This is a genomic window from Variovorax sp. 05T418 (assembly GCF_056396385.1).
In genome coordinates this window covers 547,959-561,634 of sequence record NZ_JBFTLJ010000002.1, presented here as the reverse complement: position 1 = coordinate 561,634, position 13,676 = coordinate 547,959, and the positions used below count along the sequence as shown (strand labels likewise).

General features: G+C 69.0%; 13 protein-coding genes. 11 read left to right on the top strand and 2 right to left on the bottom strand.

What is annotated here, in order from left to right; genetic code table 11:
* The 8 genes from AC1DMS_RS05975 to cydX form a co-directional block, all read left to right on the top strand.
* A partial coding sequence (locus tag AC1DMS_RS05975; protein WP_478180805.1) for an acyl-CoA dehydrogenase C-terminal domain-containing protein occupies positions 1 to 219 on the top strand: 219 nt, incomplete at its 5' end.
* Positions 220 to 300: 81 nt separating this feature from the next.
* Positions 301 to 1,263, top strand: a complete 963-nt coding sequence (locus AC1DMS_RS05970; protein ID WP_018905541.1) for an NAD(P)H-dependent flavin oxidoreductase — start codon at positions 301 to 303, stop codon at positions 1,261 to 1,263.
* Positions 1,264 to 1,313: 50 nt separating this feature from the next.
* Positions 1,314 to 2,426, top strand: coding sequence for an acyltransferase family protein (locus tag AC1DMS_RS05965; protein ID WP_478081865.1), 1,113 nt, complete (start codon positions 1,314 to 1,316; stop codon positions 2,424 to 2,426).
* Positions 2,427 to 2,571: 145 nt separating this feature from the next.
* A complete protein-coding gene (gene cydD / locus AC1DMS_RS05960) occupies positions 2,572 to 4,278 on the top strand; it encodes a thiol reductant ABC exporter subunit CydD (RefSeq protein ID WP_478081864.1) in 1,707 nt (568 codons plus the stop codon).
* Positions 4,275 to 5,981 (top strand): amino acid ABC transporter ATP-binding/permease protein, encoded by a 1,707-nt coding sequence (locus AC1DMS_RS05955; RefSeq protein WP_478084484.1) that lies wholly within the window; start codon positions 4,275 to 4,277, stop codon positions 5,979 to 5,981. The genes cydD and AC1DMS_RS05955 overlap by 4 nt, the downstream gene beginning before the upstream one ends.
* A 52-nt stretch (positions 5,982 to 6,033) precedes the next feature.
* Positions 6,034 to 7,638, top strand: coding sequence for a cytochrome ubiquinol oxidase subunit I (locus AC1DMS_RS05950; RefSeq protein WP_018905545.1), 1,605 nt, complete (start codon positions 6,034 to 6,036; stop codon positions 7,636 to 7,638).
* Entirely contained in the window at positions 7,635 to 8,789 is a 1,155-nt protein-coding gene (gene cydB, locus AC1DMS_RS05945) for a cytochrome d ubiquinol oxidase subunit II (protein ID WP_478081442.1), read from the top strand. The genes AC1DMS_RS05950 and cydB overlap by 4 nt, the downstream gene beginning before the upstream one ends.
* 13 nt (positions 8,790 to 8,802) lie before the next feature.
* Positions 8,803 to 8,952 carry a cytochrome bd-I oxidase subunit CydX gene (cydX, locus tag AC1DMS_RS05940; protein ID WP_012748462.1) on the top strand — a complete coding sequence of 50 codons (150 nt, stop codon included), beginning with the start codon at positions 8,803 to 8,805 and terminating at the stop codon, positions 8,950 to 8,952.
* Positions 8,953 to 8,963: 11 nt separating this feature from the next.
* Here cydX and AC1DMS_RS05935 read toward each other — a convergent pair whose 3' ends face one another.
* Positions 8,964 to 9,545 carry a GbsR/MarR family transcriptional regulator gene (locus tag AC1DMS_RS05935; protein WP_478081441.1) on the bottom strand — a complete coding sequence of 194 codons (582 nt, stop codon included), beginning with the start codon at positions 9,543 to 9,545 and terminating at the stop codon, positions 8,964 to 8,966.
* Between the two features lie 74 nt (positions 9,546 to 9,619).
* Positions 9,620 to 10,600, bottom strand: a complete 981-nt coding sequence (locus AC1DMS_RS05930; RefSeq protein WP_478081444.1) for a LysR family transcriptional regulator — start codon at positions 10,598 to 10,600, stop codon at positions 9,620 to 9,622.
* A gap of 86 nt (positions 10,601 to 10,686) precedes the next feature.
* Between AC1DMS_RS05930 and AC1DMS_RS05925 the strand changes: the two genes are divergently transcribed.
* Genes AC1DMS_RS05925 through AC1DMS_RS05915 form a run of 3 tightly spaced genes read left to right on the top strand, consistent with a single transcriptional unit; the run spans position 10,687 to position 13,666 of the window.
* A complete protein-coding gene (locus AC1DMS_RS05925) occupies positions 10,687 to 11,544 on the top strand; it encodes a fumarylacetoacetate hydrolase family protein (protein WP_018905549.1) in 858 nt (285 codons plus the stop codon).
* Positions 11,541 to 12,302, top strand: coding sequence for an SDR family NAD(P)-dependent oxidoreductase (locus AC1DMS_RS05920; RefSeq protein WP_062366600.1), 762 nt, complete (start codon positions 11,541 to 11,543; stop codon positions 12,300 to 12,302). Before AC1DMS_RS05925 ends, AC1DMS_RS05920 begins: the two co-directional genes overlap by 4 nt.
* Positions 12,303 to 12,358: 56 nt before the next feature.
* A complete protein-coding gene (locus tag AC1DMS_RS05915) occupies positions 12,359 to 13,666 on the top strand; it encodes an MFS transporter (protein ID WP_478081439.1) in 1,308 nt (435 codons plus the stop codon).
* The last annotated feature ends 10 nt before the right edge of the window (positions 13,667 to 13,676 follow it).

Sequence of the window (13,676 nt, the reverse complement as noted above, 5' to 3'; positions counted from 1 at the left end):
ATGCTTGCGGGCAACCTCGTGGCCGGCTGGCAGCTGGCGCGCTCGCTGATCATTGCAGCGGACCTGGCGTCGCACAACGTCGACGTCGACTTCATGCAGGCCAAGATCGCGACCGCGCGCTTCTATGCCGAGCACATCCTGAACAAGGTRCCSGGSCTGCGCGACAGCATCGTCGAKGGYGCCGAGAGCGTCACGGCACTGGCGCTCGACGCCTTCTGACCCACGGCCCCGTGTCGCCCATCTGACGGGCGATGCAGGCCTTCCTCTTATATAAAACCGAACCCCATTCCCGGAGAAGACATGTCCAAGCTGCCCCCCGTGCTCGCGAACCTGCCGCTGCCGATCATCGGCTCGCCGCTGTTCATCATCAGCAACCCCAAGCTCGTGATCGCGCAGTGCAAGGCCGGCGTGGTCGGCTCGATGCCGGCGCTCAACGCCCGCCCCGCGGCGCAGCTCGAAGACTGGCTGGCCGAGATCACCGAGGAGCTCGCGGCCTACAACAAGGCCAACCCGGACAAGCCCGCCGCGCCCTTTGCCATCAACCAGATCGTGCACAAGAGCAACGACCGGCTGGAGCACGACATGGAAATGGTCGTGAAGTACAAGGTGCCGATCGTCATCACCTCGCTGGGCGCGCGCACCGACGTGAACGATGCGGTGCACAGCTACGGCGGCGTCACGCTGCACGACATCATCAACAACAAGTTCGCGCAGAAGGCGATCGAGAAGGGCGCCGACGGCATCATTGCCGTGGCGGCCGGCGCCGGCGGCCATGCGGGCGTGAAGAGCCCGTTCGCGCTGGTGCAGGAAATCCGCCAGTGGTTCGACGGTCCCATCGCGCTGTCGGGCTCCATAGCCACCGGCGGCGCGGTGCTCGCGGCGCAGGCCATGGGTGCCGACTTCGCCTACATCGGCACCGCCTTCATCGCCACCGAGGAGGCGCGCGCGAGCGAGGAATACAAGCAGGCCATCGTGGACGGCACCTCGGACGACATCGTCTATTCGAGCCTGTTCACCGGCGTGCACGGCAACTACCTGGCGCCCAGCATCGTCAAGGCCGGCATGGACCCGGCCAACCTGCCCGAAGGCGACGTCAAGACCATGAACTTCGGCGGCGGCGAGGGCAGCAAGGCCAAGGCCTGGAAGGACATCTGGGGCTCGGGCCAGGGCATCGGCGCCGTCACCGAAGTGGCCAGCGCCGCGGCCTTCATCGAGAAACTCAAGCGCGAGTACCAGCAAGCCAGGCAGCGGCTCGCACTTTGAGCGGCGCGTGCGACCCGGCGCCTGCCGGGCTGCCCGCGCAGCGCGGGCGGATGCCCCTGCTCGACATCGCGAAGGGCCTGGCCTGCGCGGTGATCGTCGGGCACCACCTGTCGCGCTACGGCGCGATGCCGGTGGGCGCCTTCCTGCTGGCGCCCGGATTGCTGGGCTGGCTGGCCAGTGACGGCCGGCTCGCGGTGCAGGTCTTCCTGGTGATTGCCGGCTTTCTTGCGGCTTCCAGCCTGGCGCCCGACGGCTTGCTGCGCGTGGAGCGGCCGATGGCGCGCATCCTGCAGCGCTACGGCCGGCTGGTCATGCCCTACCTGGCGGCGCTCACGGTGTCGGTGCTGGTGGCGGCCCTGGTGCGCCCCTGGATGGTGGGCGACGACGTGCCGGCCGCGCCGAGCATCGGCCAGTTGCTCGCGCACGGGTTGCTGATGCAGGACCTGCTGGGCTACGAGGCACTGTCCACGGGCGTCTGGTACGTGGCCATCGACTTCCAGCTGTTCGTGCTGGCGCTGGCGCTCATGGGCCTTCCCGCGATGCTGCGGCGGGCGCCGGCGGCGGCTGCAGCGGCTTCGTACGAGCGCTGGATTCCCGTGGCGCTGGTGCTGGTGGTGGCCACCGCTTCGCTGCTGCTCTTCAACCGCAATGCCGATCTCGACGGCACGGCGTTCTATTTCTTCGGTGCCTACGGGCTCGGCATGCTGGCCTTCTGGATCGGACGCGCGACGCGCGCGAGCACCTGGCGCAGTGCCATCGTGCTGCTCGCGCTGACCGGCGCGGGCGCGCTCGCGGTCGACTGGCGCAGCCGCATCGCCACCGCGCTGGTGAGCGCGCTGCTGATTGCCGTTGCGCAGCGGCGGGGTTGGCTCTCGCTCGGTCGCCGGCCGGATGCGGCCATGCCCTTGCAGCGCCTGGGCCGCATGTCGTATTCGCTGTTCCTGATCCACTTTCCGGTGCTGCTGGCCACCAATGCGGCGGCGGCGCAGATGGGGCCGCACCCCGCCTGGTTCGATGCGCTGGGCCTGGCCGCCACCTTCGGGCTGTCGGTGGCGGCCGCGCAATTGCTGCACCGCAGGGTCGAGCTGCGGCCCGCGTCGTGGCGCGTGGTCGCGGCATTGTTCGCGGGCCTGCTGGTCAGCGGGATGCTCGTCTCGTTCTGACCTGAGCCGCCCGCGCCGGCCGTTTTCTCTGAAATGGTTGCAAGAGGGCGCCGGAGCGGTCACGCTCCCGGCTGCTTCAGGGTTTCTCCGCCTTTGATAAGATTGCGAAAATTCAGTAAATACTGAAAATACAAAATATCAAGGAATGATCAAGCATCCTCCGCCACGGCTCCCGCTGCAGCTTTCTGCGCGGCCGGACGCCGCAAGCCTCGTACAAGGCGTGGCGGCGCTCACGTGGATTCCGCAGGCGGCGCTGCTGGCCATGGCCGTGCAGGGGCTGGCCTCGGGGCAGGGGATTGCGGCGGTGCAGTGGCCGGCTTGCGGCATCCTGCTGCTGGGCGTGCTGCGGGCTGTTTGCGAGGCATGGGGCGCACGGCGCATCTTCGGACACGCGCGGGCGCAACTCTCGGCCCTGCGTGCCCAGACTGCCCGGGCGCTGGCGGCCGGTTCGCCGCTGGACCGCGAGCGTGCGGAGTCCGGGCGCTCGGCCAGCGTGCTGGCCGAGCAGGCCGAAGCGCTGGTGCCGTATCTCGTGCGCTACCGGCCCGCGCGCTGGCGCGCCACGGTGGTTCCCATCGTCATCCTGGCGGCGGTGGCCAGCCTTTCGTGGGTGGCGGCGCTCGTGCTGCTGGTGGCCGCTCCGCTGATCCCGCTTTTCATGGCCATCGTCGGCTGGCGCGCCAAGGCCGCGAGCGAGGCGCAGATGGTCGAGATGGGCGGCATGAACGCCTTCCTGCTCGACCGCCTGCGCGGGCTGGCCACGCTGCGCGCGCTCGATGCGGTCGATGCCGCGGCCGGGCGGCTCGCGCAGGCGGCAGAGGCGCTGCGGGCGCGGACCATGGCGGTGCTGCGCATCGCCTTTCTCTCGTCGGCGGTGCTGGAGCTTTTCTCGGCGCTGGGCGTGGCCATGGTGGCGGCCTACGTCGGCTTCCACCTGCTGGGCAGCTTGGGCTTCGGCGCCTGGGGAAGCCAGCTGAGCCTGGGAGAAGGGTTGTTCATCCTGCTGCTTGCGCCGGCGTTCTTCGAACCGCTGCGCGAACTCTCGGCGGTGTGGCACGACCGCGCGGCTGGGGAGGCGGCACTGCAGGCACTCGACGCGTTGCAAAGGCGCGCGTTGCCGCTGCCCGGGGCGCATGCGCCGGTCGCACGTGCCGCCACAGGCGCGGCCCGCACGGGCTCCGCGCCCGCCATCGTGATCCGCGGCCTGCATTTCGCCTGGCCGGGCGAGGCGCGCAAGGTCTTCGATGGCTTGGACCTGCGCATCGGGGCCGGCGAGCACGTGGCGCTCACCGGTGCGAGCGGCGCGGGCAAGACGGCGCTGCTGTCATTGCTGGCGGGGCTGCTGCCGGCCGCGCACGGCGACATCTCGATTGGCGGCGTGCCGCTGTCCGATCGCACCGCGGGTGCGCTGCGCCAGCGCATCGCCTGGATGGGGCAGAGGCCGCATGTGTTCGCGGGCTCGGTCGAGTCCAACGTCGCGCTCGGGCGCGCGGGCGTGGGCGCCTCGCAGGTTGCGGCGGCGATGCGCTTCGCCTCCCTCGAGACGGTGGCGCAGGCGCATCCGGGCGTGGCGCTGGGCGAGGGCGGCATCGGCCTGTCGGGCGGGGAGGCGGTGCGCCTGGCGCTGGCGCGCATCGCGGTCCACCCCCATGCGGACCTGCTGCTGGTGGACGAGCCCACCGCCCACCTCGACACCGAAACCGCCACCCAGGTGGCCGACGCGCTGCTGGCCCTGGCCCGCGGAAAGACCCTGGTCGTCGCCACGCACGACCCGGTGCTGGCGGCGCGCATGAACCGCTCGGTCCGTCTCGATGCCGAGCCGGCCGATGCCGCCTTGGAGCGCGCCGCATGAGCAGTTCCCAGGGTGGCTGGCGCGACCTCCGGCTGGTGCTGCGGCCGTTCCTGGCGGCGCAGCCCCGCGCGCTGCTGTGGGGCGGCGTGCTGGCGGCGGCCACCGTGCTGGCGGGCATGGCCTTGCTCGGCCTGTCGGGCTGGTTCATCACCGCGACGGCACTCGCGGGCCTGCATGCGGCCACGGCCTTCACCTTCGACGTGTTCATGCCCTCGGCCGGCATCCGGCTGTTGGCGCTCGGGCGCACCGCATCGCGCTACGGCGAGCGCCTGGTCACGCACGACGCAAGCTTCGGCGTGCTCGCGGCCTTGCGCGTGCGCCTGTTCCGCGGCTGGGCGCGCCCCGGCGCGGCGCTCCAGCTGGCGATGCGGCCATCGCGGCTCCTGTTCCGGCTGACCTCCGACATCGATGCGCTGGAGTCGCTCTACCTGCGGCTGCTCGTGCCCGCCGCCGCTGCGCTGGGCGCGGCGCTGCTCGCGGGCGTGGTGCTCGGGTTCATGCACGCCGGCGTGGGATTGGCGCTGCTGCTGTGGCTGGTGGCCGCCGGCTGGGGCCTGGCGCTGTTCATCGCGCGGCGCGCCCGGCGTCCGGCGGTGCGCCGCGCGCATGGCATCGAGGCGCTGCGGGCGCGCACCGCCGACCTCGTCGCGGGCCAGACCGACCTGGTGATGGCGGGGCGTGCCGATGCGCAGCGCGAAGCACTGATGAATGCCGATGCGCGCCTGGCCAAGGCCGACCTCGCGCTGAACAGGCTCGAGACTTCGGCCGGCGCGGCCTACAACGTGGCCGGCACGCTGACGCTGGTGGGCGTGTTGCTGGCGGTGGGTGCGCTCGTGGGCGAGGGCGCCATCGGCGCACCCGCTGCCGCACTGGGGCTGCTGGTGGCGCTGACGACCACGGAGCCGTTCGCGGCCCTGCGGCGCAGTGCGCTCGATGCCGGCCGCACCTGGCTCGCGGTGCGGCGCCTCGCGCCGCGCATGGCACCTGACGAGGCGCGGCCATGCGTCGCCGCCGTCGAACCCGGCGCGGCTTGCGCAGTGAGCCTGTCCGGCCTGAGCGCCGCGCACGCCGGCAGCGGCATTGCTGCGCTGAACGATGTCTCGCTGGCCATTGCGCCGGGCGAGCGGGTGGCGCTGATCGGCGCGAGCGGCGCGGGCAAGTCGACGCTGCTCGCGGTGATCGCCGGAGAAATCGCGCCGCTGGCCGGCAGCGTCAACGCACAGCCGGTGTGCCTCCTGACCCAGCGCACCGAGCTCTTCCAGGACAGCCTGCGCGACAACCTCCGGCTCGCCGACCCCGCCGCGGACGACGACCGCCTGTGGAGCGCATTGCAATCGGCCGGCCTTGCGGGCGACGTGCGCTCCTTTCCCGCCGGACTCGATACCGCGCTGGGCGAAGGCGGCCTGGGCCTTTCAGGCGGGCAGTCGCGCCGGCTCGCGCTCGCGCGGCTGCTGCTGCGCCCGGTGCCGCTCTGGCTGCTCGACGAGCCCACCGAGGCGCTGGATGCCGCCATCGCGCATGACGTGCTGCAGCGCCTGGCCAAGGAAGCCGGGCCGCGCACGCTGCTGATTGCCACGCACCTGCGCCGCGAGGCCGCGCTGGCCGACCGCCTGGTGTGCATGCGCCAGGGACGCATCGTTGCCGAGCTGCGGCGCGGCAGTCCCGCCTTCGAGGCCGCGCTGAACGCGCTGCGGCCCGACTGAACAGACAGAAGCCAAAGACCAAAAACAGGGAACACAAAAAGGAAGCCACCCCATGGACCTCGACATCGTTGCGCTATCGCGCCTGCAGTTCGCCGTCACGGCGCTCTACCACTTTTTGTTCGTGCCGCTGACGCTCGGGCTGTCGATCATCCTCGCGGTCATGGAAACCGTCTACGTGATGACGGGCCGCGTGATCTGGCGCGACATGACCAAGTTCTGGGGCGTGCTGTTCGGCATCAACTTTGCGATGGGCGTGGCCACCGGCGTGGTGATGGAGTTCCAGTTCGGCATGAACTGGAGCTACTACAGCCACTACGTCGGCGACATCTTCGGCGCGCCGCTGGCCATCGAGGGGCTGATGGCCTTCTTCATGGAAGCCACCTTCGTGGGCCTGTTCTTCTTCGGCTGGGACAAGCTCTCCAAGGTGGGCCACCTGGTCGCGACCTGGGCCGTGGCCATCGGCTCCAACTTCTCGGCGCTGTGGATCCTCATTGCCAACGGCTGGATGCAGAACCCCGTGGGCGCGGCCTTCAACCCGCAGACCATGCGCATGGAGGTGACCGACTTCTTCGCGGTGCTGACCAATCCCGTGGCGCAGGCCAAGTTCGTGCACACCGTGTCGGCGGGCTATGTGTGCGCGGCGGTGTTCGTGCTTGGCGTGTCGGCCTGGTATGTGCTCAAGGGCCGCCACCTCGAACTGGCCAAGCGCTCGATGACGGTCGCGGCCTCGTTCGGCCTGGCGGCGTCGCTGTCGGTGGTGGTGCTGGGCGACGAGAGCGGCTACCTGTCGACCGAGCACCAGAAGATGAAGCTGGCCGCCATCGAGGCCATGTGGGAAACGCACCCCGCGCCGGCGGCCTTCACCGCCTTCGGCTTCCCCGACCAGGAAGCGCGCGAGACGCACTACGCCATCCACATTCCGGCGGTGATGGGGCTGATCGGCACGCGCTCGCTCGACACCGTGATCCCGGGCATCGACGAGCTCGTGAAGCGCGCCGAGGTGCGCATCCGCGAAGGCATCAAGGCCTACGACGCGCTGCAGCAGATCCGCGCCGCCGGCAGCACGCAGGCCGTGCCGCAGGGCGTGCGCGACGCCTTCGAGAACGGCGGCACCGACATGGGCTATGCGCTGCTGCTCAAGCGCTACGTCGACGACCCGCGCAACGCCACGCCCGAGCAGATCGCCAAGGCCGCATGGGACACCGTGCCGCAGGTGGCGCCGCTGTTCTGGCTGTTCCGGATCATGGTGGGCATCGGCATGCTGCTGATCGTGCTGACGGCCACCTTCTTCGTGCTTTCGGCGCGGCGCCGGCTCGACCGCCACCGCTGGCTGCTCAGGGCCGCGGTGCTGGCCATCCCGCTGCCGTGGATCGCCATCGAGTCCGGCTGGCTGGTGGCCGAGTTCGGCCGCCAGCCCTGGGTGATCGAAGGCGTGCTGCCGACGGCGGTGGCGGTGTCGAACCTGGGCGTGAAGACGCTGCTCATCACGCTTGGCGGCTTCATCGCGATCTACACCACGCTCTTCATCATCGAGATGAAGCTGCTGCTCAAGGTGATACGCAAGGGGCCGGACGCCGAGCATGCGCCCGATGTCGGCGAAGCCCGGTCCCATGTTCCGCCAGTTCGCGCCATGGCGGCGCCAGGGAGTTCCTCATGATCCTGCATCAACTCATCGACTACGACACGCTTCGAATCATCTGGTGGGCGCTGATCGGCGTGCTGCTGGTCGGCTTTGCGGTCACCGACGGATTCGACCTGGGAAGCGGCATCCTGCTGCCGTTCGCCGCGCGTACCGATCTCGAGCGCCGCGTGGTCATCAACAGCGTGGGCCCGGTGTGGGAGGGCAACCAGGTGTGGCTGATCCTTGGCGGCGGCGCGATCTTCGCGGCCTGGCCGCAGCTGTACGCGGTGTCGTTCTCGGGCTTCTACCTGGCGATGTTCGTGATTCTCACGGCGCTCATCCTGCGGCCCGTGGCCTTCAAGTTCCGCAGCAAGCGCGAAGAGCCGGCCTGGCGCGCGCGCTGGGACGCGGTGCTGTTCTTCAGCGGCCTGGTGCCGGCGCTGATCTTCGGCGTGGCCGTGGGCAACGTGCTGCAGGGCATACCGTTTCGCTTTGCGACCGACATGCACATCCACTACGACGGCAGCTTCTTCGCGCTGCTCAATCCCTTCGCGCTGCTGTGCGGGCTGGTGTCGGTGGCGATGATGGTCACGCACGGCGCGGCATGGCTGCAGCTCAAGACCGCGGGTCCGGTGGCCGAGCGCGCGCGGCTCTATGGCAGCGTTGCCGCGGTGGCTGGCATCGTGCTGTATGCGCTCGCGGGCGTGTGGATGGCATCTGCCATCGGCGGCTACCGCATCACCAGCGCCGCCCAGATGACCGGGCCGTCGAATCCGCTGCTGAAGACCGTCGAGCTGCATGCAGGTGCATGGCTTGCCAACTATGCGGCCCATCCCTGGACCATGGCCGCGCCGGCGGCGGGCTTTGCCGGCCTGCTGGGTGCGCTCGCGGGCCTGCTGCTGCGCCGGCCCGTGCTGGCGCTGCTGGCGGCTGCGCTCGGCATTGCCGGCATCATCCTGAGCGTGGGCGCCTCGATGTTCCCGTTCATCCTGCCGTCGTCGATCGACCCGCGCGCGAGCCTCACGGTGTGGGACGCATCGTCGAGCCACCTCACGCTCTTCATCATGCTGGTGGTCACGGGCATCTTCATTCCCATCATCTTGGCCTACACCACCTGGGTCTACCACGTGCTGTGGGGCAAGGTCGACGAAAAGGCGATCCGCGAAGAGAGCGGACACGCGTACTGAACGGAGCAAAAAAATGTGGTACTTCGCCTGGATCCTCGGCCTGCCGCTGGCGGCCGCCTTCGCCGTGCTCAACGCGATGTGGTACGAACTGATGGACGACGACGCTATCCGCAAGGAGAAGCTCGCGCTGCCCGAAGCGCCGCAGGGGCAGGAGCGGCTCTGACAAAAGGCCGCTCAGCCGGCGGCCGGCTTTTTCTTCTTGGGCGTGCTGCCGGTGATGCGGTCCTTGAGGCTCAGCACCTTGGTCACGGTGGCGCCCATGCCCATCAGCTGCATCGCGGTTTCGGGCGCGAGCCGCTGGACGTCGTCGAACCACTTCATGAGCCGGTCGATCAGGTCGTGCATCTCGCGCATGCGCTCCTGTGCGTGGCGTTCGGCGTCGCTCGCGGGGGATTCGAGCAGCGCGCTGCGCAGCATCGAAAGCGTCGGCTCGATCTCGCGGCGGCGGCGCTCCTCGGCCAGCACGCGAAAGATCTCCCACACATCCGCCGGCGCCTCGAAATACTCGCGCCGGTCGCCGGGGTGGTGGCGCAGATGCACCAGCCGCCACGCCTGCAGTTCCTTCAGGCCCATGCTCACGTTGGAGCGCGAGAACTCCAGCAGCTCGGCAATCTCGTCGGCATTGAGCGCATGCTCGGAAATGAAGATCAGCGCATAGATCTGGCCGACGGTGCGGTTGATGCCCCACTTGCTGCCCATCTCGCCGAAGTGGGCGACGAACTGGCGGCTGAGCGGGGGAAGGGTGGCGGTGGGCATCCGCAGATTTTCGTTGCGAATTGCTGTAGCTTCAAGAAAGACTGAATCTTTCCGGGATGGGAGGCCGATCGCGTTCAGGCGGCCTGTGCCTGTGCCTGCGCCTGTGCTTGGGCATCGGCGAAGCGCCGCAGGTGCGCAATGAAGGTCGCGGCCGTCTCCGACAGCGGCTCGCCGATGCGCGTCAGCACGCCGAAGCCCTTCAGGTCCTTGCCGATGGGCACGGGCAGCACGCGCAGCAGCTTCGCGCGCACGTGGTCGCGCACGACGGATTCCGGCAGGGCACCCACCGCGTCGCTGGCCTGCAGCAATTGCAAGGTGGCGAAGACCGACGCGCATTCCACGAGGTTGGCCGGCGTGCTCCGTCCCACCGAGGTGAATTCATCCTCCATCAGTTGCCGCGCCGGGCTGGTCAGTGGCTGAAGAATCCAGGGCCAGGCCGTGAGCGCCTCGAGCGTCAGGCCGCGCTGGCGTGCGCAAGGGTGCCCGCGCCGCACCACCACCTGCATGGTCTCGTTGGCCAGCGGTGCGAAGGCAAAGGTGTTGTGCTGCTTGAGCGAGGAGAAGCGCCCGACGGCGAATTCGATCTCGTGCCGCTCCAGCAGGGCGCCGACCTGATCGCTGGTCTCGCCGAGGATGCGGACGTTGAGAAGCGGGCGCTCGCGCTTGATCTCGGCCATCGCACGTGCAACGAGGTCGGGAGCCGCGCCCATGATCGCGCCGATGACCAGCTGTCCGTGGCCGCCGCGGCGCTTGATCTCCAGGCCTTCGAGGAAGCGGGACAGGCCGGCCTGTGACTGGCGCGCATAGGCGACGACTTCTTCTCCGAGCGGCGTGGGGCGCAGCCCTCGCGAGTGGCGCTCGAACAATGGAAACCGGAAGGCCGATTCGATGTCCGCCAGCATCTTGGTGGCCGAAGGCTGCGTCACGCTGATCGCGGACGCGGCCTGGGCGAGCACCGGGCTCTCGGCCAGCGCGGCGAGAAGCGCCCAGTGCTTCAGGCGCAGGCGATTGATGAGCCGGGGCGCGCTGTTCGGGCTGTCGATTCGATATTCCATTTTGGAAATGCTCATGCCAAATTTTCGATTGGATCGTAATGGCGGCGGCTTCTAGAGTCCAGGCCATCGAACACCAAGGAGACAACATGAGACTGCTGCGATATGGCCCCGCGGGCCAGGAGCGACCGGGCCTGCTCGACGCCGACGGGATCCTTCGGGACCTGTCGTCCTTTGCGCCCGACATCACCGGCGAAGTGCTTTCGCCCGCGAGCCTGGCAAAGCTCGCGGCGCTCGACCCGCAAGGCTTTCCGGCCGTGCCGGGCCAGCCGCGGCTGGGTGCGCCGGTTGCGAACATCGGCAAGTTCATCGCGATCGGCCTGAACTACGCGGACCATGCGGCCGAATCGAACCTGCCGCTGCCGACCGAGCCGACGGTGTTCACCAAGGCGACGTCCTGCATCGTCGGCCCCAACGACGAGGTCACCATTCCGCGCGGGTCGGCCAAGACGGACTGGGAGGTGGAGCTGGGCTTTGTGGTCGGCACGCGCGCAAGCTATGTACCCAAGGAGCGCGCGCTCGAGCACATTGCGGGCTACGTGCTGGTCAACGATGTGTCCGAGCGCGCCTTCCAGATCGAGCGCGGCGGCACCTGGGACAAGGGCAAGGGCTGCGACACCTTCGGGCCGATCGGCCCCTGGCTCGTGACGCGCGACGAAGTGGGGGATGCGCAGCAGCTGGGCATGTGGCTCGACGTGAACGGCCAGCGCCGCCAGACCGGCAGCACCGGCACGATGGTGTTCGACTGCGCAACCATCCTGAGCTACCTGAGCGAGTTCATGACGCTGATGCCGGGCGACGTCGTCACCACCGGCACGCCGCCCGGCGTTGGCATGGGCATGAAGCCCGAGCCGGTGTACCTGAAGGCCGGCGACGTGATGACCCTGGGCATCGACAGGCTCGGCACGCAGAGGCAGACCGTGGTCGCATGGAAGGAGGCCGCATGACTGCCGCTTCCTACGCCAACCGCTTCGCCGGCCGCCGCGCCGTCGTCACCGGCGGCGCCGCCGGCATCGGCCTGACCTTTGCCACGCGCTTCGTCGCCGAAGGCGGCTCCGTGAGCCTGTGGGACATGAACCAGCAAGCGCTGGACCAGGCGTGCGCCGCGCTTGGTGCCAGGGCTTCCGCAGTCCCGGTGAACGTGGCCGACTGGGCGGAGGTCGAGGCAGCGGCCGCCGCCTCGGCCGCGCAGCTGGGCGGCGGCATCGACGTGCTCGTGGCCTGCGCGGGCATCACCGGGCCCAACGTGCCGCTGGCGGAGTACCCGGTGGACCAGTGGCGGCGGGTGGTCGACGTTAACCTGAACGGGCTCTTCTATTGCAACCGCGCGGTGCTGCCGTACATGCAGGCCGGCAACTACGGCCGCATCGTCAACGTGGCTTCGGTGGCGGGCAAGGAAGGCAATCCCAACGCCTCGGCCTACAGCGCATCGAAGGCGGCAGTGATCGGGCTGACCAAGTCGCTCGGCAAGGAACTCGCCAAGGCCAACATCACGGTCAATGCCGTGACGCCGGCGGCAGTGAAGACCGCGATCTTCGACCAGATGTCGCCCCAGCACATCGAGTTCATGTTGTCGAAGATCCCGATGGGGCGCTTCGGCACGGTCGACGAGATCGCGGCGGTGATCGGCTGGCTCGCGAGCGAGGAGTGCTCGTTCACCACGGGCAGCGTGTTCGACGCCTCGGGAGGCCGCGCCACCTATTGAAGCCGTGCGGCCGGCATGCCGCGAACCAACAAACACAAATAACGGAGACCTCAATTATGAATTCCATCGCCACGAGCACCGCGCTCGACAAGGTGATCGCCAAGGCGATCCGCCGCCTGGTGCCCTTCTTGCTGCTGATGTACGTGCTGGCCTTTCTCGACCGCGCCAACGTCGGCTTTGCCAAGAAAGCCTTCCAGCTCGACACCGGCCTTTCGGACGCCGTGTTCGCCTTCGGCGCCGGCGTCTTCTTCATCGGCTATGCGCTGTTCGAAGTGCCGAGCAACCTGATCATGCATCGCGTCGGCGCGCGCGTCTGGATGTGCCGGATCATGGTGACCTGGGGCCTCGTCTCGGCCGCGCTCATGTTCGCGCACAACGAGACCAGCTTCTATGTCCTGCGCTTTTTGCTCGGCGTTGCCGAGGCGGGCTTCTTCCCAGGCGTCATCTACTTTTTGACGCGGTGGTTCCCGGCCAAGGCGCGCACACGCGTGATCGGCATGTTCTATTTTGGCGCGCCGCTCGCGTTCATCTTCGGCAGCCCGCTCTCCGGCCTGCTGCTCGAACTGAACGGCGTGTGGGGCCTGAAGGGCTGGCAGTGGCTGTTCCTGGTCGAAGGCGTGATGGCGTCGGTGGTCGGCGTGTGGGCCTACTGGTACCTGGACAACAAGCCGCTGGACGCGCGCTGGCTGTCCGCCGAAGAGCGCCAGACACTGGAGCGCGCCATCGACGCCGAAGAAGAGCAGAAGACCGCGCACGGCCCCGCCACGGTGCTGAAGGCGCTGACCAATGGCCGCGTGCTGTTTCTTTCGCTGATCTACTTCCTGATCCAGGTCAGCGTCTATGGCGTGGTGTTCTACCTGCCGACCCAGGTGGCGGCCCTGCTCGGCAAGAACGTGGGGCTGCTGGTGGGCTTTGTCACCGCCATTCCCTGGGTCTGCGCATTGGCGGCCGCGTACTTCGTGCCGCGCCTGGCCGAGCGCAGCGGCCAGCATGCGTTGATCGCGCTGGTGGTGCTGGCGGTTTCGGCGGCCGGCATCGCGGTGTCGGTCAATGCCGCCTCGCCGCTGGTGGCACTGGTCGCGCTGTGCTTTGCGGCCGCCGGCTTCATTGCGGTGCAGCCCGTGTTCTGGAGCTTCCCCACCGCCTACCTCGGCGGCGCGGCGGCGGCGGGCGGGATTGCGCTGATCAATTCGCTCGGCGCGATGGGCGGCTTTGTCGCTCCGAACGTCAAGACCTGGGCCGAGCATGCCTTCGCATCGCCCAGCGCCGGGCTCAACCTGCTGGCCGCGACCACGGTGGTCGGCGCCATGCTGTTCCTGGCACTGCGCCAGACGCGCAGCGCCGCAGCAGAGGCTGCCGCGTAGCGCCGCCCTT